The organism is Campylobacter concisus, from assembly GCF_015230035.1.
Classification (GTDB): Bacteria; Campylobacterota; Campylobacteria; order Campylobacterales; family Campylobacteraceae; genus Campylobacter_A; species Campylobacter_A concisus_BK.
In genome coordinates this window covers 1-23,225 of record NZ_JAAKZD010000011.1, presented here as the reverse complement: position 1 = coordinate 23,225, position 23,225 = coordinate 1, and the positions used below count along the sequence as shown (strand labels likewise).

23 protein-coding genes are annotated in these 23,225 nt (G+C 39.8%); 18 read left to right on the top strand and 5 right to left on the bottom strand.

What is annotated here, in order from left to right:
- Positions 1-2 precede the first annotated feature (2 nt).
- The 10 genes from G6W41_RS07980 to G6W41_RS07935 all read left to right on the top strand — a co-directional run bounded on the left by G6W41_RS07980 (position 3) and on the right by G6W41_RS07935 (position 10,989).
- Entirely contained in the window at positions 3-1,658 is a 1,656-nt protein-coding gene (locus G6W41_RS07980) for a hypothetical protein (protein WP_194171173.1), read from the top strand.
- Positions 1,655-1,921, top strand: a complete 267-nt coding sequence (locus tag G6W41_RS07975) for a FlhB-like flagellar biosynthesis protein (RefSeq protein ID WP_223227339.1) — start codon at positions 1,655-1,657, stop codon at positions 1,919-1,921. Before G6W41_RS07980 ends, G6W41_RS07975 begins: the two co-directional genes overlap by 4 nt.
- A gap of 66 nt (positions 1,922-1,987) precedes the next feature.
- The gene (locus tag G6W41_RS07970) at positions 1,988-3,688 is read left to right on the top strand and encodes a methyl-accepting chemotaxis protein (RefSeq protein ID WP_194171172.1); all 1,701 of its coding nucleotides are present in this window, start codon (positions 1,988-1,990) and stop codon (positions 3,686-3,688) included.
- A gap of 34 nt (positions 3,689-3,722) precedes the next feature.
- Complete coding sequence (locus tag G6W41_RS07965) at positions 3,723-4,289, top strand: chemotaxis protein CheB (protein WP_194171171.1); 567 nt, start codon at positions 3,723-3,725, stop codon at positions 4,287-4,289.
- Complete coding sequence (locus G6W41_RS07960) at positions 4,279-5,103, top strand: CheR family methyltransferase (RefSeq protein WP_194171170.1); 825 nt, start codon at positions 4,279-4,281, stop codon at positions 5,101-5,103. The genes G6W41_RS07965 and G6W41_RS07960 overlap by 11 nt, the downstream gene beginning before the upstream one ends.
- An 88-nt stretch (positions 5,104-5,191) precedes the next feature.
- Complete coding sequence (gyrA, locus tag G6W41_RS07955) at positions 5,192-7,813, top strand: DNA gyrase subunit A (protein WP_194171169.1); 2,622 nt, start codon at positions 5,192-5,194, stop codon at positions 7,811-7,813.
- 44 nt (positions 7,814-7,857) lie between these two features.
- Positions 7,858-8,358 carry an LPP20 family lipoprotein gene (locus G6W41_RS07950; protein WP_002939671.1) on the top strand — a complete coding sequence of 167 codons (501 nt, stop codon included), beginning with the start codon at positions 7,858-7,860 and terminating at the stop codon, positions 8,356-8,358.
- Complete coding sequence (locus tag G6W41_RS07945) at positions 8,334-8,726, top strand: hypothetical protein (protein WP_194171168.1); 393 nt, start codon at positions 8,334-8,336, stop codon at positions 8,724-8,726. Before G6W41_RS07950 ends, G6W41_RS07945 begins: the two co-directional genes overlap by 25 nt.
- 12 nt (positions 8,727-8,738) lie before the next feature.
- On the top strand, positions 8,739-9,893 hold the full coding sequence (locus tag G6W41_RS07940; protein ID WP_194171167.1) for a sigma-54-dependent transcriptional regulator: 1,155 nt from the start codon (positions 8,739-8,741) through the stop codon (positions 9,891-9,893).
- A gap of 70 nt (positions 9,894-9,963) precedes the next feature.
- A complete protein-coding gene (locus G6W41_RS07935) occupies positions 9,964-10,989 on the top strand; it encodes an aspartate-semialdehyde dehydrogenase (protein WP_103589737.1) in 1,026 nt (341 codons plus the stop codon).
- A 48-nt stretch (positions 10,990-11,037) separates the two neighbouring features.
- Here the strand turns inward: G6W41_RS07935 and G6W41_RS07930 are convergent, their stop codons facing one another.
- From G6W41_RS07930 to G6W41_RS07920, 3 genes are all read right to left on the bottom strand, one after another.
- Entirely contained in the window at positions 11,038-11,451 is a 414-nt protein-coding gene (locus tag G6W41_RS07930; RefSeq protein WP_103605824.1) for an Rrf2 family transcriptional regulator, read from the bottom strand.
- Positions 11,452-11,517: 66 nt separating this feature from the next.
- A complete protein-coding gene (locus G6W41_RS10215; RefSeq protein ID WP_159071053.1) occupies positions 11,518-11,847 on the bottom strand; it encodes a hypothetical protein in 330 nt (109 codons plus the stop codon).
- A gap of 334 nt (positions 11,848-12,181) precedes the next feature.
- Positions 12,182-12,556 (bottom strand): cupin domain-containing protein, encoded by a 375-nt coding sequence (locus G6W41_RS07920; RefSeq protein WP_194171166.1) that lies wholly within the window; start codon positions 12,554-12,556, stop codon positions 12,182-12,184.
- Between the two features lie 162 nt (positions 12,557-12,718).
- On the opposite strand from G6W41_RS07920, the gene G6W41_RS07915 reads away from it, so the two are divergent.
- Together G6W41_RS07915 and G6W41_RS07910 are read left to right on the top strand one after the other, a co-directional pair.
- On the top strand, positions 12,719-13,591 hold the full coding sequence (locus G6W41_RS07915) for an ABC transporter six-transmembrane domain-containing protein (RefSeq protein ID WP_194171165.1): 873 nt from the start codon (positions 12,719-12,721) through the stop codon (positions 13,589-13,591).
- Positions 13,581-14,501: a cation diffusion facilitator family transporter gene (locus G6W41_RS07910; RefSeq protein ID WP_194171164.1), complete on the top strand. Its 921-nt coding sequence runs from the start codon at positions 13,581-13,583 to the stop codon at positions 14,499-14,501. Before G6W41_RS07915 ends, G6W41_RS07910 begins: the two co-directional genes overlap by 11 nt.
- Here G6W41_RS07910 and G6W41_RS10210 read toward each other — a convergent pair.
- Both G6W41_RS10210 and G6W41_RS10205 read right to left on the bottom strand, forming a co-directional pair.
- Positions 14,498-15,004, bottom strand: a complete 507-nt coding sequence (locus G6W41_RS10210) for a restriction endonuclease subunit S (protein WP_242039937.1) — start codon at positions 15,002-15,004, stop codon at positions 14,498-14,500. The genes G6W41_RS07910 and G6W41_RS10210 overlap by 4 nt on opposite strands.
- A gap of 29 nt (positions 15,005-15,033) precedes the next feature.
- On the bottom strand, positions 15,034-17,724 hold the full coding sequence (locus tag G6W41_RS10205) for an N-6 DNA methylase (RefSeq protein ID WP_430733020.1): 2,691 nt from the start codon (positions 17,722-17,724) through the stop codon (positions 15,034-15,036).
- A 136-nt stretch (positions 17,725-17,860) separates the two neighbouring features.
- Between G6W41_RS10205 and lepA the strand changes: the two genes are divergently transcribed.
- The 6 genes from lepA to G6W41_RS07875 all read left to right on the top strand — a co-directional run.
- Complete coding sequence (gene lepA, locus G6W41_RS07900; RefSeq protein WP_194171163.1) at positions 17,861-19,651, top strand: translation elongation factor 4; 1,791 nt, start codon at positions 17,861-17,863, stop codon at positions 19,649-19,651.
- Positions 19,652-19,825: 174 nt separating this feature from the next.
- Complete coding sequence (locus G6W41_RS07895; protein ID WP_103566346.1) at positions 19,826-20,056, top strand: 2-hydroxymuconate tautomerase family protein; 231 nt, start codon at positions 19,826-19,828, stop codon at positions 20,054-20,056.
- The gene (locus G6W41_RS07890; RefSeq protein WP_194171162.1) at positions 20,050-20,772 is read left to right on the top strand and encodes a hypothetical protein; all 723 of its coding nucleotides are present in this window, start codon (positions 20,050-20,052) and stop codon (positions 20,770-20,772) included. Before G6W41_RS07895 ends, G6W41_RS07890 begins: the two co-directional genes overlap by 7 nt.
- A gap of 10 nt (positions 20,773-20,782) precedes the next feature.
- On the top strand, positions 20,783-21,343 hold the full coding sequence (locus G6W41_RS07885; protein ID WP_194171161.1) for a YajG family lipoprotein: 561 nt from the start codon (positions 20,783-20,785) through the stop codon (positions 21,341-21,343).
- Positions 21,343-21,912, top strand: a complete 570-nt coding sequence (locus G6W41_RS07880; RefSeq protein ID WP_194171160.1) for a ComF family protein — start codon at positions 21,343-21,345, stop codon at positions 21,910-21,912. Before G6W41_RS07885 ends, G6W41_RS07880 begins: the two co-directional genes overlap by 1 nt.
- 115 nt (positions 21,913-22,027) lie before the next feature.
- Positions 22,028-23,225 (top strand): cache domain-containing protein (locus G6W41_RS07875; protein ID WP_275944626.1); only part of this gene is annotated, 1,198 nt, incomplete at its 3' end.

The following is a 23,225-nucleotide window of genomic DNA, read 5'->3' as shown; positions in this document are numbered from 1 at the left end:
AAATGGACGTAGCAAATTCTCTAAATATATCAAACACCTCGGTTCAAACTGGGCAAAACGCCGCCCAAAACGCGCCTGTTCGTAAAAATGAAGGCTCGCTTTTTAAAAATCAGCCAGCTCAGCCAGCTGGGACGCCAAGCGAGCAGACCATCTCAAACGCCCTTGATAACGTTGGCAAGCTAGTTGCAAGGGTGCTTGATGATCTAAAAAGCGCTTCAAGTCTTAGCAAAGCTGAGCAAATTTTATCTCAGGCAAAAGATACAAAGATCGCTCCAAATTTAGCTAGTGAGCTCTCTGATCTTGCAAAAAGCTTAGAGGCAGAAGCCACGCAAAATGAAAGCCCTGAGATAAAGAGCCTTGCTCTAAAACTAAAAGAATTTCTAAAGCCAATAGCAGATCTCAAAGCTGGCTCGCTAAATGATCAGATCAAAAACTCTGGCGTCATGCTTGAAGCAAATTTAAAAGATGCGCTTACCCCAGAGAAACTGCCAAGCTCGATACAAAAGCTACTAAGTGATATAAAAAATCTCTCAAATCAAAATTTACTTAGTCAAATTTTAACCCTAAATGATGAGAGCTTAGATAATCAAAACTCATTTATGAAGCTTACTTCTATGCTTGAAAAAGCGAGTGGTGACGCTAAAAATCTCCTTGATAACTCAAGCATAAAAACGCTTTTAAAAGATGTGGATAAGCTTGATAATGTGGCTAAATTTCTTGATAAAAACTTCTCAAAAGAGCAAAGCGCAGACGCGGTTAAAAGCCAGATCGGCAAGATGGAGAATTTCATCTCAAATTTAAGCGAAAAGGTAGCAAATTTAGCGAGTGAAAAGCTAAATCAAAACTTTGGCTTTACACAAAATCACAAAGAGCTAAAAGCTATCCTTGAGAGCCTAAAAAACGATCTAAAAATGCTAAATAACATAGGCGATGAGGCTGGACTTGTAAAGGCGTTTAATGAGGTTAGCGACGTCTCGAAAGAGGGCAGCTTGCAAGATAAGCTCCAAAGTGCGGCAAGACGTCTCGCTCACAGCCTAAGTCTAGCAGACCCAGAAGCAAGCACAGCTAAAAGCGATCTAGCTGAGAGTAAGGCACTTTTAAAACAGCTAAAACTAGCCACTAATGATATAAACAACATCACGACAAAGAGCCAGAGTGAAATTTCAAAGGTGCTAAATCAAGATGTAAAAAGCACGCTTTTAAACATAAGCGAAAAGAGCCAAAACGCCCAAACTGTAAATGCTGCAAACAAGATGATCTCGCAAATAGAAATGCACCAGATGGTCTCAAGCCTGCAAGGGGGCATACAAACTTATATGCCATACATCTGGGACGGCGTGGAGGGCGGAAATGTCGCGTTTAAACAGGGGAAAAAGGATAAATTTTATGCCCAGATCGATCTAAATTTTAAAAAATTTGGGCAGATAAATGTGATGGTGGGGCTTGTGGATAAACGCTATATCGATCTATCGGTGGCAACGCAGACAAATGACTTTAAAGAGCTCATTTTAGGAAATTCAAGCGAGCTAAAGCAAGCGATCTCAAAGCTTGGACTAATCGTTTCAAATTTTAACATCAAAACCTTGCCAAAGGTGAAGCTAAACGATAGATTTAAAAATTTTGGCGGCCTTGATGTGGGCTTTGATAAGAAAATTTGATGCAAGTAAATAAGAAAAAAGCCGTCGCTCTTGGCTACAACAGATCGCAAGATAACGCTCCAAAGGTGCTTGCAAGCGGTGCTGGCGAGATAGCAAACAAGATAATAAGCCTAGCAAAAGAGCATGATATACCTATCAAAGAGGATCCTGATCTCATTGAAATTTTAAGCAAGGTCGAGGTCGATCAAGAGATACCGCCAAATTTATATAAAGCGGTGGCCGAGATATTTAGCTTTTTATATAAGATCACAAATAAAAAGTAAATATTGCACTTTAATAGTGCTATAATCTCAAAATTAAGGAAATTTAAACATTAAAAAGGAGGTATTATGAAAATTTCATCAAAAGTGACGATGATGATCGTCTCGTCCCTACTGGTGCTTGGAGCCATCTTAGTATTTCTAAACATTTACGAGCAAAACAAAGCGATAGAATTTTCTACCAAAGAGCTGACTGAAACGGTCTTGGCCGATAAAAGAGCAGCTTTAACTGAGGAGATGGATATCGTCTCAAGCATCTTGCTAAAAATTCAAGAGGTCTATGACGACGCAAACGAGACCATAGAAGATCAAAAAGAAGATATCATCGACTATCTCTCAAGGGCTAGATTTGGTGATGGTAAGCTTGGTTACTTTAGTCTCTCAACAATAGATGGCGTGGTTATTGCAAACCCTGGTATACCTGAATTTAATGGACAAAATAGGCTTGACGCAACTGACGCAAATGGCTATAAATATGTAAAAGAGCTTATCGAAAAGGCTAAGCAAAATAGTAATGGAGACTTTGTAAATTTTGTTTCGAAGTCAAAGGATGGCTCAACCACAAGAAAGATAGCACGTGGACAAAAGCTAAATTTATTTCATGAAGATGTACTTTTGATGTCTGTTGTTGATCTTGAGGGCATGTATAAAGAGATAGATAAAATTTCAGCTACCATGCAAAATGACGCCAATGCAAACACTACAAATTTCATCGTCATAGCCGTTGTAGTTTTGATCATATCACTAATAGTTGCCATGCTTTACTCTAAATTTTCTATCACAAAACCGCTAAATGAGCTAATCTCGCGAGCTACAAACCTCTCAAGTGGCGATGGCGATCTAACAAGAAAACTAGAAGTCGTCGGCAAAGATGAGATAGCAAAGGCAAGCGAAGCCATAAATAAATTTATAGAAAAAGTAAGGGTTTTAATAGCCGAGGCAAAAGATATCTCAAATGAAAACAGTTCCATCGCAAACGAGCTTAGCTCAACCTCAGTCCAAACTGGCCGTGGGGTAGAAAACTCAAGTAAGATACTTCAGAGCGCTGGGAAGGATTGCGCTGAGATACAATCATATATGAAAGATTCAATCGAAGTTGCAAAAGGTGGCAAAGATGACCTTCAAAAGGCGCTAACCTACGTTGATGAGACGCTAAATACCATCTCAAATTTATCTTCAGAGATCGCTCAGACATCAGATATAGAAAATCAAATGGCTGGCAAGATCGAGCAGCTTAGCCGTGATGCTGAGCAGGTTAAATCAGTCCTTGTGGTTATCAACGACATAGCAGATCAGACAAATTTACTAGCCCTTAATGCAGCCATTGAGGCAGCAAGGGCTGGCGAGCATGGACGTGGCTTTGCAGTTGTTGCGGATGAGGTTAGAAAGCTAGCTGAGCGCACTCAAAAGAGCCTCACTGAGATAAACGCAACTATCAACGTCATCGTTCAAGCGATAAATGAAAGTAGCGAGCAAATGAGTATAAACTCTAAGCAAATAAGCGAGCTGACAGGCGTGGCAAACAACGCGCAAAACACCATAAGAGATATGAGTGGTATCATGAGATCAGCCATAGGACTATCTGATAAAACTATCGAGGACTATATAAAGACTGGCAAGGATATTGACGATATAGTAAAAAGCATGGAGGGCATAAGTCAAATTTCATCTCAAAGTGCAAGAAGCGTAGAAGAGATAGCTTCAGCTGCTGAGCATCTAAACAAGATGACAGATGCGCTAAATGCAAAACTTGGCGAATTTAGAACTTGATTTGTGTGGTAAATTTTAAATTTAAAGGCAATTAGTGGCTCAAAAACTGGTCTTAATAGGGGCTTCTACAGGAGGCCCAGGTCATATAAAAAAACTATTAAAAGATATAAATTTAAATGGTGCGATGGTCGTCATAGCTCAGCATATGAATAAGATGTTTATAAACTCATTTGTCACGCAAATGGGCAGGGAGTGCAATATAAATGTTGAAATTCTAAGCGAAAAGACAAATTTAAGAGAAAATATCGTCTATATCTGTGATCAAAATTTTGAAATTTCAGCGACTTTGCCAGTTAGTGCAAAGCCACAACCTGAGATAAAAACGATATATACGCCAAATGTTGATGTGCTTTTTAACTCAGGCACGCAGATCTCCAAAAATATAAATTTACTTGCGATCTTGCTAACTGGCATCGGTGATGATGGCGCAGCTGGGCTTGATAAGCTTTATAAAGCAGGTGCAAAATGCATAGCTGAAAACGAAGAGAGCGCGATAGTTTATGGCATGCCAAAGCGTGCTAAAGAGCTAAATCAAAATTTAAAATCGTTAAATTTAATGATGATAAGAAAAGAGCTTGAGGAGTTTTTAAATGCTTTTTAACAAAGTGGATAAACAAAGCGAAGTTTTAGAGGCAAAAGCACCAAGCGATATGGATGGATTTAACGAATTTATGAGCACTATAAAGACGCTTTGCGGGGTTGATCTAGAGCCAAAGAGGGATATCACGCTGCAAAGAGTTAGTATATTTGCCAAAAATCGCCAGATAAAAAGCTTTAAAGAGTTAGTTTCGATGATAAGATTTGACACGCTGCTTAGGCAAGATCTTTTAAATTTAGTCACCGTAAATGAGACATATTTTTATAGAGAGCTAGCACAGCTAAAAGACGTGATCTACTACGCAAAAGAGCTTGGGGAGGCTAGAATTTTATGCGCACCTTGCTCAACTGGCGATGAGACCTATTCGCTTGCGATGCTTGCTTATGAATTTGGCCTTAGACAAAGTGATATCCAGCTAACTGGCATCGACATAAACTCAGAAGCCATACAAGCTTGTAGCGTCGGAAGCTATGGCGAGAGGAGCTTACATAGGCTAAGCGAGTTTCAAAAGGAGAGATTTTTTACAAAAAAAGATGACAAATTTTTCATCAAAAAAGAAATTTTACCAAGGTGTGAGTTTAAAATTTTAAATGTTTTTGACGATGCGATGTTTAATCTTGGTAAATTTGACATCGTCCTTTCAAGAAATATGATGATATATTTTGACGACGAATTTAGGCTAAAATGCGTTGAGAGACTGCATAGGATGCTTAAACCAGAGGGCAGGCTATACGCAGGACACGCTGATCTTGTGCCATACACCCCACTTTATACAAAGCGTTTTTCAAACGGAGCTACATATTACGAGCGTGCTTAAGGGTTAAATTTAACCCAAGCCGCTTTGCCCTTAGCAAGTTTTTATCAATTTTTGGCTAAAATCCCACAAGCTAAATTTAAGGATAAAAATGAAAGACAATCTACTTGAATTAACTCAAGATATCGCTTCAGTTGATATCGAAGATTCTATAAAAAATAGCTATCTTGACTACTCTATGAGCGTCATCGTCGGACGTGCTTTGCCTGACGCTAGAGACGGACTAAAGCCAGTTCATAGAAGAATTTTATACGCTATGGATAACCTCGGCGTTGGCAGCAGAAGTGCCTATATGAAGTCAGCTCGTATCGTCGGTGAAGTCATCGGTAAGTACCACCCACACGGCGACATAGCGGTTTATGACGCACTTGTTCGTATGGCTCAGAAATTTTCTATGCGTTACCCAGTCGTTGACGGACAAGGAAACTTTGGCTCGATTGACGGCGACAGCGCAGCTGCGATGCGTTATACCGAAGCTAGAATGACCATGCTTACTGAAGAGCTTTTAAAAGATATCGACAAAGATACGGTTGATTTTGTACCAAACTACGATGATAGAGAGGTTGAGCCAGATGTTCTGCCTAGCCGTGTGCCAAATTTATTGTTAAACGGCTCAAGCGGTATCGCTGTCGGTATGGCGACAAATATCCCACCACACAGCCTTGATGAGCTAATAGACGGTCTTTTACTACTTCTTGAAAACAAAGAGGCGACACTTGAAGAGGTGATGGAATTTATAAAAGGTCCAGACTTCCCAACTGGCGGTATTATCTTTGGTAAAAAAGGCATCATAGAGGCCTACCGCACAGGTCGTGGCAGGGTCAAACTAAGAGCCAAAACTCACATAGAAAAAAAACCGAACAAAGATGTCATAGTAATCGACGAGCTACCATATCAAACAAACAAAGCAAGACTTATCGAGCAGATCGCTGAGCTTGTAAAAGATAAGCAGATAGATGGCATCAGCGAGGTTAGAGATGAGTCTGACAAGGACGGCATCCGCGTAGTCATCGAGCTAAAACGCGACGCGATGAGCGACATCGTGCTAAATAATCTCTTTAAATCAACCACGATGGAGAGTACTTTTGGCGTTATTATGCTTGCTATTAATAACAAAGAGCCAAAGGTATTTAACCTTATCGAGCTACTTAAGCTATTTTTAAATCACAGAAAAACCGTCATCATTAGAAGAACGATATTTGAGCTTGAAAAAGCGCGCGCAAGAGCCCACATCTTAGAGGGTCTAAAGATCGCACTTGATAACATCGACGAGGTGATCGAGCTTATTAGAAATAGTGCTGATACAGCCGTTGCTAGAGAAGGCTTGATGAGTAAATTTAACCTCTCAGAGCTTCAAGCAAACGCTATCCTTGATATGCGTCTAAGCAAGCTTACAGGCCTAGAGAGAGAAAAACTAGAGGCTGAGTTAGCCGAGCTTATGGCTGAGATCGCAAGACTTGATGAAATTTTAAAGAGCGAGACATTGCTTGAAAATTTGATCAAAGAAGAGCTTCTTGAGATCAAAAATAAATTTAAAGTGCCAAGAGTTACTGAGATCGTTGATGACTACGATGATATCGACATCGAAGATCTCATACCAAATGAAAATATGGTAGTAACCATAACTCACCGCGGCTACATCAAGCGTGTGCCAAGCAAGCAGTACGAGAAGCAAAAACGCGGTGGCAAGGGCAAAGTAGCGGTCACGACATACGACGATGACTTTATAGAGAGCTTCTTTACTTCAAATACCCACGACACGCTTATGTTTGTGACTGACCGCGGACAGCTCTACTGGCTAAAAGTATATAAGATCCCAGAGGGAAGCCGCACGGCAAAGGGCAAAGCAGTTGTAAATTTGATCCAGTTGCAGCCTGATGAGAAGATCAAAGCGATCATTCCAACGACTGACTTTGACGAGAGCAAATCTCTAGCATTCTTCACTAAAAACGGCATCGTAAAACGCACAAATTTAAGCGAGTTTAAAAACATCCGCTCAGTTGGCGTAAGAGCGATAAGCCTTGATGAGAACGACGAGCTAGTAACTGCGCTCATCGCTCAGACATACGATGATATGCCAGTGACTGACCCTGAAAATGAGCTAAGCGTTGAGACAGAGGTGCTTGAAGTTGAAGAGCTTCAAAATGAGATCGACGAAGATAATGTAAATGCCGAAGAAGACGCAAGCTCAGGCGATGAGACAATGCTATTTGTCGTTACTAAAAAGGGTATGTGCCTTAAATTTAAGATCAGCAAGGTTCGCCAAATGGGAAGAACGGCACGCGGCGTAACTGGCATTAAATTTAAAGAGCCAGGCGATGAGGTCGTAGGCGCAGCAGTCATCGAAAGCAATGACCAAGAAATTTTAAGCATATCTCAAAAAGGTATCGGCAAGCGCACAACCGCTGATGAGTACCGCTTGACAAACCGCGGTGGCAAAGGCGTCATCTGCATGAAACTAACAAGCAGAACAGGCGATCTAGTGGGCGTTGTGATGGTTGATGAAGAGCAAGATCTAATGGCTCTAACATCAAGCGGCAAGATGATAAGAGTTGATATGCAAAGCATCCGCAAAGCAGGACGTAATACAAGCGGCGTGATCGTCGTAAATGTAGATGGCGATGATGTTGTAAGTATCGCAAGATGCCCTAAGGCAGATGATGGCGAGGACGAGGATGAAGCACCAAGCGAAGATATGGGGCTTTTGGAATAAATTTTGCTATTAAATTTTAAATAAAAGCATAAAAAAGGTTGTTTATGAAGGTTAAAATTTTATCTTTTGCTTTGATGATCGCTATTTTTGGCGGCTGCTCATTTAACGGCTTTATGGGCGAGCCAACTAGCACATCAAACCGCAACGTAGTCATCCAAAAGGTCGATAAAGACGATCTTAGAGAGGTGATGAAAAAAGAGAAGATGATATATGATAGCGCTCCAAGAGAGACCACTTTTAGAGCCACAGGCGAGGGCATAGCTCCGCTAAATTCGCTCTCATACGCTCAGTCGGTTACACTTGCAAAAAGAGCGGCGATGGCCGATGCTTATTCTCAGCTTGCTGGCAAGCTTTACGGCGTAAAGATCAACGCTGAAGACACCGTAAGAGACGCGATGCTAAACGACTCATCTATCACTTCAAAGGTTCAAGGTCTTGTCAAAAACGCAAGGATCGTGAATGAAAATTTCAAAGACGGGCTTTATAAGGTAAATATGGAGCTTAAGATAGACGAAGATAAGTGGCGAGAAGTCTTTTCTTACTAACGATACTTTTAAATTTCGCCTTTTGCCTAGAGGAGTTTATCTTCTGGGCGAAGGTCGATACAAAAAATCAAATAGTTGCCTTTGAAGAAATTTCATTTTCAAAGGCGATGACTCTCACACCAAATCCACAACCAAAATTTCTTTGCCAGATAGACGCTTTTAAAGATGAAAATACCACAACTCTTGGCTTTTTAAATTTACACAAAGATGAAATTTTTGACTGCTTTGTCTTAAAAAAAGTGATGATAAAAAATGAGCTTAATGTCAAAAATGCGCAGGTCACAAACGCTTCAAATTTGAAAATTTTGCCAGTTAGATTTATGGTGGAATTTAAGCCAAAATCCGCTATCATCGGCACACTTCAATAAAAAAGAGATCAAATGAATATCGTCATAGTAGAAGATGACATCAATATGCGAAAGTCGCTTGAGATCGCACTTGGCGAGTATGAAGAGCTAAACATTAAAAGCTACAAGAGCGCAGTTGAAGCTCTAAAAAAGCTAAGCGATGACACTGATCTAATAATCACTGACATAAACATGCCAAAGATGGATGGACTTGAGTTCATTAAAGAGTTAAACGGCAAATTTGACGTCATCATAATGACTGGAAACGCCACACTTAACAAGGCGATCGAGAGCGTTAGACTCGGCGTGAAGGACTTTTTAACAAAGCCATTTGACGTCTCAACGCTATATGAAGCGATAAAAAGAGTAGAAGCGCTAAAGCAAAAAACTCCAAAAAGCATAAAAAAAGTTGAAACTAAAAGTGAAAATAACGGCTTTTTAGCCACTTCAAAGGCGCTTGAAGCGACGCTAAATATCGCGCTAAAAGCTGCAAGAACTGACGCCTCAATAATGCTTAGTGGCGAAAGCGGCGTTGGCAAGGAGGTCTTTGCTAAATTTATCCACGCAAACTCACCAAGAAAAGATGCGGCATTTATCGCTCTAAATATGGCTGCGATCCCTGAAAATTTGATAGAAAGTGAGCTTTTTGGCTTTGAAAAAGGCGCTTTTACTGACGCTGCGACAACCAAAAAAGGGCAGTTTGAGCTGGCAAATGGCGGAACATTATTTTTAGATGAGATCGGTGAGATGCCTATAAATTTACAGCCAAAGCTGCTTCGTGCGCTTCAAGAGCGTGAGATAACAAGGCTTGGTGCCACAAAGAGCGAAAAGATAGATGTTCGCATCATCTGCGCTACAAATGCAAATTTAGAGCTTGCGATGAAAGAGGGCAGGTTTAGGGAGGATCTTTTCTACCGCCTAAACACGATCCCCCTTTTCATCCCGCCACTTCGCGAGCGAAAGGATGAAATTTTGCCTATCGCGCAGGATGCTTTGGACAAATGCTGCAAAGAGTATGGCTTTGAGCCTAAAAAATTCTCAAAAACAGCCAAAGAGGAGCTTTTGGGCTACGACTACCCAGGCAACATAAGAGAGCTCATCTCGGTCGTGCAGCGTGCAGCGATACTAAGCGAGGGCGATGAAATTTTGCCAAAAGATCTATTTTTGCAAGCGAGAAGTAAAAAATAGGTAAAAATTTAAGTTTTTGGCTAGTAAAATTATGCAAATTAAGAAAATTAAAAGAAACCAAGGAGAGCAGATGAGAAAATTTAACGTAGCGGTCGTTGGTGCTACTGGTGCGGTCGGCGAAGAGCTTTTTAGAGTTATGGAGGAGGTTGATTTCCCAGTTAGTGAGCTTTTGCCACTTGCAAGCGCAAAGAGCGTTGGCATGGAGATCGAATTTAAGGGCAAACATTATAAAGTAAAAGAGCTAACCGAGAAAGTTTTTAGCGAGCACGAGATCGATATCGCATTTTTTAGTGCAGGCGGCTCAGTTTCAGAGAAATTTGCCAAATTTGCAGCCGACAGCGGCGCAGTAGTTATCGATAATACCAGCCATTTTAGGATGGATAAAGATATCCCGCTAGTCGTGCCTGAGTGTAACCCAAGTGACATCGCCATGTGGAAAAACCGCGGCATCATCGCTAATCCAAACTGCTCAACCATCCAAATGGTTCAAATTTTAAAGCCCCTAAATGACGCTTTTGGTATCAACAGGGTCGATGTTTCTACCTATCAAGCAGCAAGTGGCGCCGGCAAAGAGGGTATGGAGGAGCTTGTTGTTCAGATGCAAAAGTTTTTTGAATTTAAGCTTGATGAGTGCGAGCCAAAGGTCTTTGCGCACCGCCTAGCACTAAACGTGATCCCACACATCGACGTCTTTTTGGACAACGACTACACAAAAGAAGAGATGAAAATGGTCAATGAAACGCAAAAAATTCTTCACAAAGATATCGAAGTGAGCGCTACTTGCGTGCGTGTGCCAGTGCTTAGAAGCCACTCTGAGGCGATCACCATCCACTTTGACAAAGACGTGAGTGCAGATGCGGCAAGAGAGGTTTTAAGCAAAGCTCCAAGCGTCGTCGTAGTCGATAACCCAGCTAAAAAAGAGTATCCGATGCCTACTATCTCAAGCGATACAAACGAGACTTATGTTGGCAGGATCAGGGTTGATAACTTTAGATCAAATGTGCTTCACCTTTGGTGTAGTGCCGATCAGATCCGCGTTGGAGCTGCGACAAATGCCGTCAGGATCGCGCAAAAATGGATCACGATGCAGGAGTAGTTTGTAAATTTATTTTAGGCTAGAAAGGATCAAGCTTCTAGCCTAAATTTATCTTGCAAGCTCGTCTAATAAGTCTTGCAAAGTAACGTTTTTTAGCTCGTTTTCTAGGGCAGTTTGCGCTCTTAAAAAGTGCCCAGACAAAAGCTCTTCTATCCTGCCGCCAACTGGGCAGGCTTTTGGTGAGTCAGAGTGAATTTTAAAAAGTTTTTCTTTATCATTTACTGCGTTAAAAATTTCAAGTAAATTTATATCTTTTGGCTCTTTTGCAAGGCTCACCCCACCAACTCCAGCTGCGACATTTACGAGCCCTGCGGCCTTTAGAGTGCCAAGCAGGCGCCTAACGATAACTGGGTTTGTGTTTATGCTGCCAGCTATAAATTCGCTTGTAACCTTCTCATTTTCAAAAAATTTAGCACATAAAAGCGCGTGTATCGCAGTTGAAAATTTAATGCCAACTTGCATGATCGTCCTTAAATTTTTCGTGATTATACTTAAATTTTCTATCAAAGACAGCCAGCTAAATTTGACTTACGAGTCTTCGCCAGCTATCAAATTTATAAACTCATGCTCTCTCTCCGACCGCGGTAAAGCGCTTTTGGATAAATTTCTTTTTTTTAGCTCGTCAATGATCGCAAGCGCAAGGTCTGCGTAGCTTATGTAGCTCTCATTTTTTGAGTTTAGTATGAGATCATCCCCGCCAAGCACGTATTTGCCGGTGCGAGCGCCGTTTGCGTCGTAGTCGCCTGCTGGGCTTACGTATGTCCAAAGTACATTTGTGCTACCTTTTAGCTCAAAATATGACTCCGCTGTCGCCTTTGCCACGCCCATATATGCAGCTGTAAAGTCTGGCGTATCCATGACCTGCCTTTGCTATCATCAAATAACGTACCAGCGCCACCAACTACGATGAGCCTTGTGCTAGTGCCTTCTAGTAAATTTACTAGGTGAGCTGCCACTTTTTTGTGAAGTGGAAAAGTCTCTTCGCTCCATGCTGCAAATGCGCTGATAACCGCGTCAAAGCCTGTTAGATCAGCTTTTGTGGGCTCAAAAATATCTTTTATAGATAACTTTTACGTCGTCGTTTTACTCTTTGTCTCTAACGATCGCCGAGTTTTGAAGCCATTTTTAGATAAATCTACGCCGCTTTTGCCGTTTGTGCCTAAGATTGCTATTTAAATTTTGCTTTTTAAATTTACAGCCAGCTTGGCTTTACGTCATCAACTATCACGCCGTCAGTCATAGTGTATTGCTCTAGGCTACCGCGTTTTGTCTGGATGCAGATCATTTTGATACCGTTTTTGCCAGCTTTAAAGCACCTTTTACCATCTGGATCTATGCGCACTGCGTCGCCTTTGCTTACTTTTATCACTTCGCCGTCGATGAAAAGCTCGCCATCGCCATCAGTGATGATGTAAAGCTCCTCGTTTTGCTTGTGCGAATGGACAAATGGCACGCTCACATTTGCTGGAAGCTCATTTATAGATACCTCACAGCCAGTTAAATTTAAAGCCTCTTTTAGCTCGACTCTTGGCGCATTTGCGATCTTTGCAACTTGATAATTTTTCATTTTGTTCTCCTTGTTTTTTTGTTGTAATCTTTTTTCTTACAACTGATGAGCGAAGTATAATACTTTTTTGTTGTAATGTCAAGTGTTACAACAAAAATTTATCAAAATTTGCAAATTTAGGCTAAAATTTACGAAAAATTTATGATAACTTGGAGTTAAAATTTGCAAAATAATGCCTTTAAAACGCTAAAGAGCATAGCGACCGAGCATAACAAAAAGCTCATTTTAACCTTTGCTTTAGTGCTAGCAGAGAACGGACTTTTTCTAGCATACCCGATATTTGCGGGCTTTGCGATAAACGCAATCATGCAAGGAAACACGTTAAATGCCCTCATTTACGCACTTTTTGTGCTTATAGCGTGGCTTGTAGGAGCCATTAGGCGCCGCGTGGATACGCAAGTTTTTGCAAATATCTACGCAAAGCTTGCTGTAAATGTCATCATGAATGAAAAACAAAATGCCAAAGACGACTCCGCCATCATCGCTAGAGTAGCGCTCTCGCGAGAGTTTGTAAATTTCTTTGAGATGCATTTTCCTATGTTTTTTACATCGGTCATTTCGATTATCGGCTCAGCGTTTATGCTCATCTTTGTCGAGCCAAAGGTCGCTGTGGCGTGCTTTGCCGTGATGACCTTTTTTCTTATATTTTTGCTAAAATATATCAAGAAAAATGACGATCTTTATCTTCGCTTAAATGACCGCCTAGAAAAAGAGGCAAAGGTGATAGGTGTTTTTAATAAAAGCACGCTAAGTAGGCACTACGATGTCGTTTCTAAATTTCGTATAGCGATCTCAAACAGGGAGGCGATGAGCTATTTTATCATCGGCATTAGCGCTTCGCTGCTCTTTTTGGTGGCGATAATAGTGCTAAGCTCGCAGCAGACAAATGCCGGCCACATCTACTCTGTGATGACCTATATATGGAATTTCGTCATCAGTCTTGACGACTCGCCAAAGCTCATCGAGGAATTTTCAAATTTAAAAGATATCGGTAAGAGGATCGACACCCAAAAGAAGGACAATAATGCACAATAAGAGCGTTCTTAGAAATTCGTTTTTTCTAATTTTCACGTTTATGATAGTTGAGGCCGTTTTTGGCTTCGTTTCAAACTCGCTTGCGCTTATTAGCGACGCATTTCACATGCTCTCAGACGCTGCGGCTCTCTTTTTGTCGCTGGTCGCTTTTAAGATCGCAGAAAAAAGGGCAAATTTGCAAAAGACCTTTGGCTACAAAAGGGTCGAGATCATCGCCGCTTTCATAAATGCTATCGCTCTTATCGCGCTTGCTGTTTTTGTCATAGTTGAAGCTATCATCAGGCTTTTTAACGAGCCAGAGATAGAGGCTGAAACGATGCTTTTGGTTAGTATTTTGGGGCTTATTATAAATTTAGTCGTGGCTGTTTATATGCATAAAAGTGCTGATACAAAAGAAAATTTAAATATGAAAGGTGCTTATTTGCATGTGCTTGGCGACACGCTTGGCTCAGTTGGCGCCATCGTCGCGGCGCTTCTTGTGATGAAATTTAACTTCACGCAGGCCGATAGCATCGCAAGCATCTTTGTCTCGCTACTCATCATAAAAAGCGGCGCTAGCTTGCTAAAAGATAGCTTTAATATCCTGATCGAAGCTGTGCCGCTTAAGCTTGATACGGATGAAATTTTAGGCGTTATAAAGGGCGTAGATGGCGTTAAAATCGTGCATGACCTGCATATCTGGGCGATAAATGCTGGCACAAACGCGCTCATAGCCCACGTGGTGGTGGATGATGCGTTAAGCGTGGCTGAAATTTCAAAGATGATAAAGCGCATCGAGCACGAGCTTTCTCACGCAGGTATCGGTCACGTCACGCTTCAGTTTGAGAGCGAGAGCCTTGGGCACAAAGACGATCTCATCTGCGAGCTAAAAAGCGAGCATAAAGACGAGCACTTTGGGCATCATCACTAACCTGCTTTATTAACGACCTTTTTGGTTGCTTCTATCTTTTTGTCAGCCCAAAGCACGACGTCTTTTATAACTAGCTTTTTGATAGCTTTTATGAAATCTTTTATAAATTTGTAGTTAATCTTACCATCTTCACTTATTGGAAGTAAAATTTTTGTCTCATTAAATAATCTTTCAAAGTCACGGACTAAGTGACTTTGATAAAAATTTTGTTTTTTATTAAGCCAACATATAAAATATTGAGCTATGTCTTTATTAAAATTATCAAATTTCGGATAAATTGTTTTCGTAAATTGGCCTGCGTAAAAATCCTTTTTCATATAGAAAAATTGCATTCCAAGCATCCCAACAGCTAGCGAATTGCCGTTAATTTTATGTTTTTCATCTAAATAATCAACATAACCTGCTATTCCATTATTTAAAACTGTTCGCGTAAAATATGGGTATTCACCATTATCGCTAAAATGAAAACTTTCTTTGTTGAGTTGTGGGTTTGAAACAACCAAAAACAAATCACCAATTTTAAATTTCTTCGCTACCCCCCCCGTCGGCTAAATTCGTCGAATTTTGTAAGGGCGGATTTTTCGGTATCAGTTAATTCATAATTTTTAAGTCCAGTTACCGCAAGACACGCGTCAAATTTTTTGGTATATTTTTGCTCTTTTTCTTTAACATATTCTCGTTCAAGCTCTTCAATAAAATTTTCCATAAATAAAAAATCTATCTTGTCGCCTTTTGTTGGTAAAATAACTTTTTCTTGTTTTAATGTTTCTTTTTTTGGATAATTAGAATAACCTCCATAATTTAGCGTATTTATAGCTGTAGCGATAAAAAGCTGAGCACGCTTAGACCAATTTGGCATGGGCATAGCTAAAATATTATTTGCTAAAACAAATTTTTCTGAATGATATGTTACAGTTCCAGAATATTCACCACGAGTTGAAATTGTTAAACATTCTTTAAATATCTCATTTTCTGGCAACTTATCATTTGTATAATAATTTACACCATTATTTGTAGTAATTCCACTTATAACTGCAACTGAGTTAATATTTGGTTTATCATATCGTGTTATATAATTTTTGTTTTTGCCATAAATCCAAGTTTTTTCAACATCAAATAAATCACCTATGCGATATTCTTTAAATTTTCCACCATGCGCTTTAAAATCATTTTCTAAATTTGCAATTCGTTGACTGATGATAGTTCTTTTACTGGGACTTTCCTTTTTAAGAATTTGTGACACTTCCCAGCTTAGATAGTCACCTACAGTTCTTTTAAAATCTATTAAAGTTGGTATAGTGTCGACTGGTCTAGATTTGTTCCAGTCAGCACCGTTATTTGGATCAATAGTATCCTCATAGTATTCGTCTTCGCTAAAAATTATAAGCTTGCTTTTACCAAACCGCACCAAATTTACAAGCTCATCATAACGCTCTTTCGCATTGTCTGTATCTTTTAAATTATTACTCGCTTTTTTGCGATTCGAGCGTGTGTAGCCATCGTTTGAAAAATCAATAAATTTTACCATTTCGTCTTTTTCGTGTTTTTCACCAACTTTAAAAACATAGATGTTTGTTTGCACGTTTGATTTACCAAAGAAAAGGTCAGTTGGCATTTTAATACTTGCAACAAGGGTATTTTGTTCAAGAATTTTTTTATTTATCTCTTTTGCCTTACCATTACCTGCTGAATTTTGTATAATGATAGCGGCATAGCCTTTACTCATCATACTTAAAGCAGTTTCTACAAAGACCATGCCATTTCCAGGCGCAGAATAAGGTGGGTTTAGCACAAAAGCTGTTGCAGGAAATTTTTCTTTAACATTACCAAAACCATATTCGCCACTAAAATCACTTAAACTATCCTTGTTTAAGATGTTGGAGCTTCCATCGCCCATCATTATCATGTTTAAGACAGCTAGCATATAAATAGATGGAAGAATTTCAAGTCCTAAAAGTTGTTCCGCCTTTATCTTTAGCTCTTTTTGCTTAAATTCTTCAGGTGATTTTATATTGTCTTTAGCATCTTTTATCATTTCGTTCATAGCAGCAACCAAAAGTCCAGCTGAGCCTGTGGCAAAATCCCAGACGTAACTGTCTTTATTTACCCGCGCAAGGCGCACTAAAAGCGTAGCAACATATGAAGGAGTGAGAACTACATCGTTTTGCTTGTCTTGAGAAAAACCAAGCCATGAATACATTTGGTTAAATAGTTTTCCAGTAAAATCAGTCGTAAGTCCGATTTTATAGTAAATTCCTAAGTCATCTACTATTTTAGAAAATAATCGTTTTAACTGTGTTTCGCCGTTTGTTACTTTATTAATATTTTCAGATAAGATTGTGTTTGATAGTGTGCGAATGATGAGATCTTTTTTATCTGTTGGAATACTTTTACAGTCCAAAAATGCTTTTATCTTTCTCGTTAAAATTTCACCATCAGTGTTGCCTTGCTCGGGTGAAGATTTTAGTTCATGTTTTTCAAGTGGAGCAACCTTGCCAGGTATACCAAGAGTAGCAATGATTGAAGCTGCAACAAGATAAACTCTGTCATTCTCGCCAATTCCTTTTTCATAAATATCTTTATTTAGTTTTACTAAGCTGGCGTCAATCTCTTTTTCGCGCTTTTGTTTTATCTTTTCAAGTTCATCGTATGATAAATTTAGATATTTTAGGCTTTTTGCAAATTCATCAAAATTTGATATTTTTAAAAATGAAAGGTCGCTAAAGTCACCAACTTTTTGACCTATACCTAAATTTGACTTTGAAACATAATAGACTCCGATTTTTGTTTGGAGTTTGCCTTTGTTATCTTTAAAACCAGTGACACCAATGGCGATGATGTCAGTATAGCTTGTATGGTGAAGCAGAGCATTTGCATAGTGGATCGCTCCATTTACAGCGTATTCTTTTATATTTTTAAAATTTGGTTCATTTTTGGCGGTGCGATTTTCTACATTGCCGTCGGTGTCTAACTTTTCTAACTTATCTTCATAGCCTTTGTATTCAATCAATACAGGATAAAAATTTAAGCTCTTATCTTGTAAGAGTAGTTTAGCATCAGGTTTGTTGCCACCTTTGCCACCTCCCTTAGAGGCATATTCTTGTAAGGCATTATCTATCTCACTATTTAAGCTCTCTTGTTCCATTTTAATATCAAGTTTATATGATTTTAGCTCTGAATTTATCATATATGCCACATTTGGTTCTACGCTTTGGATTGCCATTTTTAACCTTCATAATTTTATTTTTAAAGTTGTTATTTTAACTACTTTTTACTTAATATTTAAAATTAGATTATGCAAATTTTAAATCAACTTTAGGCAAAATAAAGCCCAAATTCTCAGAAAAAGTAAAGCTTATATGAAAAACATTAGAAACTTTAGCATCATAGCTCACATCGACCACGGCAAAAGCACGCTTGCTGATCGCCTCATTCAGGAGTGTGGCGCTGTTAGCGACCGTGAGATGAGCTCGCAGATCATGGACACGATGGATATAGAAAAAGAGCGTGGCATCACGATCAAAGCTCAGTCTGTCCGCCTAAACTACGCACTAAATGGGCAAAATTTTGTTCTAAATTTGATAGACACCCCAGGACACGTTGATTTTAGCTATGAGGTGAGCCGCTCTTTGGCTAGTTGTGAGGGTGCGCTACTTGTCGTGGATGCTTCTCAGGGCGTGGAGGCGCAAACCATCGCAAACGTCTATATCGCACTTGAAAACAACCTAGAGATCATCCCAGTCATCAACAAGATTGATCTGCCGGCGGCTGACCCTGCTAAGGTAAAAGATGAGATCGAGCACATCATCGGCCTTGACTGCTCAGGAGCTATCGAAGTGAGCGCAAAAACAGGCGTTGGCATAAAAGAGCTGCTTGAAGCGATCATCACAAGGATCCCTGCACCAAATGGCGACGTAAGCAAGCCTACAAAGGCACTAATCTACGATAGCTGGTTTGACAACTACCTTGGTGCGCTTGCTCTTGTGCGCGTTTATGATGGTGAAATTTCAAAAAATGACGAAATTTTGGTCATGGGAACAGGTAAAAAACACATCGTGCTTGACCTCATGTATCCAAACCCTATAGCTCCGATCAAGACTAAAGCGCTTAGCGCTGGTGAGGTTGGCATCGTGGTTTTGGGACTTAAAAACGTTAGTGACGTGCAAGTTGGAGATACGATAACGCAGTCAAGAAATCCCCTAAAAGAGCCAGTTGGCGGCTTTGAGAGGGCTAAGCCGTTTGTTTTTGCGGGACTTTATCCTATTGAAACTGATAAATTTGAAGATCTGCGTGACGCGCTTGATAAGTTAAAACTAAATGACAGCTCCATTAGTTATGAGCCAGAGACCTCGGTCGCACTTGGATTTGGTTTTAGGGTTGGTTTTTTGGGTCTTCTTCACATGGAGGTCGTCAAAGAGAGGCTGGAGCGTGAATTTGATCTTGATCTCATCGCCACAGCGCCGACTGTGACTTATGAAGTCATCCAAACTGATGGGGTAAATTTAAAAATTCAAAACCCAAGCCAGCTGCCACCAGTCAATAAAATAGACTCAATCCTTGAGCCATACGTGAAAGCGACTATCATCACGCCAAGCGAGTTTTTGGGTAACATCATCACGCTTTTAAACAACCGCCGTGGCATACAAACAAAGATGGACTACATCACGACTGACCGCGTATTACTTGAGTATGACATACCGATGAACGAGATCGTGATGGACTTTTACGACAAGCTAAAATCAAGCACCAAAGGCTACGCGAGCTTTGACTACGAGCCTAGCGACTACCGCGTGGGCGATCTAGTAAAGCTTGATGTAAAAGTGGCTGGTGAGACGGTCGATGCGCTCTCTATCATCGTGCCTGAGAGCAAGGCGCAGACAAAGGGCAGGGACTTTGTAAAGGCGATGAAAGAGATCGTGCCGCGTCAGCTCTTTGAGGTGGCGATACAAGCGAGTATCGGCAATAAAATAATAGCACGTGAAACCGTAAAATCAATGGGTAAAAACGTCACAGCCAAGTGCTATGGCGGCGACATCACTCGTAAGAGAAAGTTGCTTGAAAAGCAAAAAGAGGGTAAGAAGCGGATGAAGGCGATAGGTAAGGTGAATTTGCCGCAGGAGGCGTTTTTATCCGTCCTAAAAATAGACTAATGCGTTGTCTCGCTTTGTCATACTTTGTTGTGTCTAAAATTTACTCGGTCATTACCTGCCATGGTAACTCCCGTCGTAAATTTTACCCACGCCTTGTCTGACTTTGCGATACCGCCGCATTTGGTTTTTGCGTTTGATTAAAATTTAAGTGCTAAATTTACAAAAAGGAGCGCTATGCCGTTTGTGAAAATTTGCGTGACAAAAGAGAATGATAGCCCAAGTGTGGAGCAAAAAGAGAAGATGATAAGCGGAGTTACAAAACTAATAAGCGAAATTTTAGGTAGAAGCGCTCAAAATACTGTTGTCATTATCGATGAGATCGATACGAACAACTACGGCATCGCAGGCGAGAGCGTGAAAAATCTCCGCAAAAAACAAAAAGAGCAAAAGGAAGTGAAATGCTAAGAGCGACATTATTAGCAGTTTTTGCAGCCGTCTTTTTAACTGGCTGCGTGGCAAAAGCTAGCCTTTGTCTATCATGCGAGGGCATAGATGGCGTGCAAAGTGCGAGCATAAGCAGCCAAGATAATACCTATTTTGAAGAGGTCATGAGGATCCCAGCTGACTGCAGCGCTTGCAGGGGCAGGGGCGATGGCGTCTTTATAAATGGCGTCAAGTATAGAAGCGACGTGGCGATAAATTGCTGCTTAGAAAAAAATATGATCGACATAAATGTCGGGCTAAAGAAGGTCTATTTTCATAGGATCGTGGATGCTAGAAGCAGCGCAAGGTCGATTTATTACACAAGAGAAGATGGTAGCGGCGTAGTCTTTAACTCAAACCCACGCCTTGAAGTGCTCTTTTATATGTTTTTAAAACGTGAGCTAAATTCGCGCGGCATCGTTGTCGTGGATACGCAAACATCGCCTTATACATATAGGCTTGATTTTAGATTTGACGAGCTTAGAGGCACTTACTCTAGAAGCTCTGAAATTTTAAACGGACATCTATATGGCGAGCTTGTGCTTTCAGATATAAATTTCAAAAAACGAATTCCTATCTCTACTAGACACCACGTGGAGGAGCTTGAGGCGTCAAAAAGCGGTCAGTTTGACTTCTTTATCGCACTTTTAGTCAAGCAAGCTGCCATAAAAGTGGCTGATGAGATCACTAAACTTTGAAAGGAAAAATATGAGTAAATTTAAATTTCTAGCTATCTTTGGACTTTTTGTCCTATTTTTGAGCGGTTGTGCGCCTACTCAGACGGTGCTTGCGTTTGATCCTTATAAGGCTATCGTTTCAAATCAACAAAGCAGTGGTTTTGAGGTTTATATAAGTGCGGTGCATGATAGTCGCAAAAACAAAAGCACTATAGCAACTATAACAGATGGCAAGGGCACCGTGGATGAATACGTCGTGCTTCAAAACGATCTCGCGACCTATTTTGGCGATTCTCTTAAAAAAGAGCTCATAGCTCATGGCGCAAATGTAAATGGCATGGGTGGCGTCGTGGTTGAAGTTTTCATAAACGAATTTGAAGCAAATATGAGCGGATATGGCAGCGACAACACAAAGGGCAAGATAAAGATCACTCTTAAAATTCAAAAAGGTGATCAAAGCATCATCAAAAATATCTCAAACAATCAAACCAAATTTGAGCTAGTTCGCACTGGCGGAGCATTTAAGCCATTCTTAACAGACATCATCAACGACGCCGTTAAACGCTCTGCGATCGCTATCTTAAATAGCTGATGTTTTGCGCGTTTTGCAAGAGCTTTACGCTAAAGACATTTTGTAAAACCTGCTCGCAAATTTTAAGCGAGCCAAGCCCTTTGGTAAGAGAGCTAGAGGGCTTTAAAATTTATAGCTTCTATGGCTACTCTGAGATCAAAGAGCTCATCCACTCAAAGCACCAAATGCACGGACTTTTTATCTATAAAAACTTAGCCAAATTTGCATTTAAGAAATTTGCTAAAAGCTTTAGCTTTCCAGAGCAAATTTACGCACTGCCGATAGATGATAGAGTGCATCAAGGCTACTCACACACGGCTATTTTGGCAAATGAACTTCGTGCTAAAAACATTAAACCCATCTTTCACGCCTTGCATGCGACAAGCAGTGTCAGTTATAGCGGCAAGGATCTTAAATTTAGACAAAATAATCCAAGAAATTTTAAAATTTTAAAAAAGATCACTGCGCCAGTTATCTTAGTCGATGACATCGTAACCACTGGCACAACGATACTAGAAGCTAGAGATACGCTTCAAAAAGCAGGCATTAATGCGCTTTTTGCACTTGTTTTAGCAGATGCTAGAAACTAAGTTTTATATGAAATTTAGCTTGAAATTTTATGCTTTAATAGTATTAATTGGCTATTAACTAAAACTATTTTTTACCGATATAGTTTTAGTTAATTTAAACAAGGAGTTTTACCAAATGAAGAAAGTGGCAAATAAAATAGCACTCATTATCGTAGTGCTTTTAGTTGTCTCTTTGGCTGTATTTTCTACTGTAAGTTATACAAACACCAAAGAGAATATTTATGATCTAGCAAAGGAGTCTAAGACTTCGGCTTCAAAAGTTTTGCAGTTCTATATGAATGCATTTTTTGATGATAAGATTGATGTTGTTGAAAAATTTGTTAGATACCTTGAACTACATCCGGAAATTTTAGAGAATAGAGAAAGCTTAAAAAAAGAGCTGATGACAGCATCACAAGTAACTGAATTTTTTGAGTTTTACTTTGGTTATGCTAACGACGGAGCGACTTTTAGTGCTGATGTTGATGGCGAAGGACGTAAATTTTCTCTTTTAGATGCAAGCACAAATTTTGATGCAAGGACTAGAGTTTGGTATAAAGATGCTATCGCAAAAGGCGGTGTTGTTTTTACGGAGCCGTATGTTGGTTCAGCTGGTGTAATGAATATTACTATCGCTAAAAAGGTAGTAGTTGGCGGTAAGGTTGTTGGTGTCTTTGGTGGAGATATAGGTATAGATAAACTTGATGCTGAGCTTGACAAGATAAAACCAACTCCAAGTAGCGCGATAGCACTATTTGATCTAGAGCATAGAAAGATCGTTCATTTTAGGATTAAAGAACTTGTGCTCTCAGACTCTAGTGAAGCTATGAAGATCATTGATGACTACTCAAACGAGTATAAGAAAAACGGAGATAAAACATTTACTTATAATCTTAGAGGCACAGAGAGACTTCTTGCTTGCGAATCTTATGATAAAGCTAACTGGCTTGTTTGCTCTGCAAACTCTATAAGTGATTATGATAATAGCCTAAATAGCACTCTTGTTTCGCAGTTTATATCTTCTATCATCTTTATAATCGTTGTTATAGCACTTTTGATCTTTGTTGTTGGTAGATATTTAAAACCTCTTTCAAATATATCAGAGTCTTTAACATCATTCTTTAAATTCCTAAACTATGAGATCAAAGAGCCAGTTATCACAGAAGTAAAAACTAAAGATGAATTCGGCGTTATGGCAGAACTCATAAACGAAAACATCAAAAAGATACAAGACACTGCTAATCAAGATGCTACTGCTGTTAATCAATCAGTATCAACAGCTAAAGAGATAGAAAAAGGAAATTTAAAAGCTAGGATCACAGAAAACCCAGCTA

Coding starts and splice junctions, on each gene's coding strand:
- G6W41_RS07980 (WP_194171173.1), top strand. CDS start 3: ATGGACGTAGCAAATTCTCTAAATATATCAAACACCTCGGTTCAAACT.
- G6W41_RS07970 (WP_194171172.1), top strand. CDS start 1,988: ATGAAAATTTCATCAAAAGTGACGATGATGATCGTCTCGTCCCTACTG.
- G6W41_RS07960 (WP_194171170.1), top strand. CDS start 4,279: ATGCTTTTTAACAAAGTGGATAAACAAAGCGAAGTTTTAGAGGCAAAA.
- gyrA (WP_194171169.1), top strand. CDS start 5,192: ATGAAAGACAATCTACTTGAATTAACTCAAGATATCGCTTCAGTTGAT.
- G6W41_RS07950 (WP_002939671.1), top strand. CDS start 7,858: ATGAAGGTTAAAATTTTATCTTTTGCTTTGATGATCGCTATTTTTGGC.
- G6W41_RS07940 (WP_194171167.1), top strand. CDS start 8,739: ATGAATATCGTCATAGTAGAAGATGACATCAATATGCGAAAGTCGCTT.
- G6W41_RS07935 (WP_103589737.1), top strand. CDS start 9,964: ATGAGAAAATTTAACGTAGCGGTCGTTGGTGCTACTGGTGCGGTCGGC.
- G6W41_RS07930 (WP_103605824.1), bottom strand. CDS start 11,451: ATGCAAGTTGGCATTAAATTTTCAACTGCGATACACGCGCTTTTATGT.
- G6W41_RS10215 (WP_159071053.1), bottom strand. CDS start 11,847: ATGGATACGCCAGACTTTACAGCTGCATATATGGGCGTGGCAAAGGCG.
- G6W41_RS07920 (WP_194171166.1), bottom strand. CDS start 12,556: ATGAAAAATTATCAAGTTGCAAAGATCGCAAATGCGCCAAGAGTCGAG.
- G6W41_RS07910 (WP_194171164.1), top strand. CDS start 13,581: ATGCACAATAAGAGCGTTCTTAGAAATTCGTTTTTTCTAATTTTCACG.
- G6W41_RS10205 (WP_430733020.1), bottom strand. CDS start 17,724: ATGGCAATCCAAAGCGTAGAACCAAATGTGGCATATATGATAAATTCA.
- lepA (WP_194171163.1), top strand. CDS start 17,861: ATGAAAAACATTAGAAACTTTAGCATCATAGCTCACATCGACCACGGC.
- G6W41_RS07895 (WP_103566346.1), top strand. CDS start 19,826: ATGCCGTTTGTGAAAATTTGCGTGACAAAAGAGAATGATAGCCCAAGT.
- G6W41_RS07890 (WP_194171162.1), top strand. CDS start 20,050: ATGCTAAGAGCGACATTATTAGCAGTTTTTGCAGCCGTCTTTTTAACT.
- G6W41_RS07885 (WP_194171161.1), top strand. CDS start 20,783: ATGAGTAAATTTAAATTTCTAGCTATCTTTGGACTTTTTGTCCTATTT.
- G6W41_RS07880 (WP_194171160.1), top strand. CDS start 21,343: ATGTTTTGCGCGTTTTGCAAGAGCTTTACGCTAAAGACATTTTGTAAA.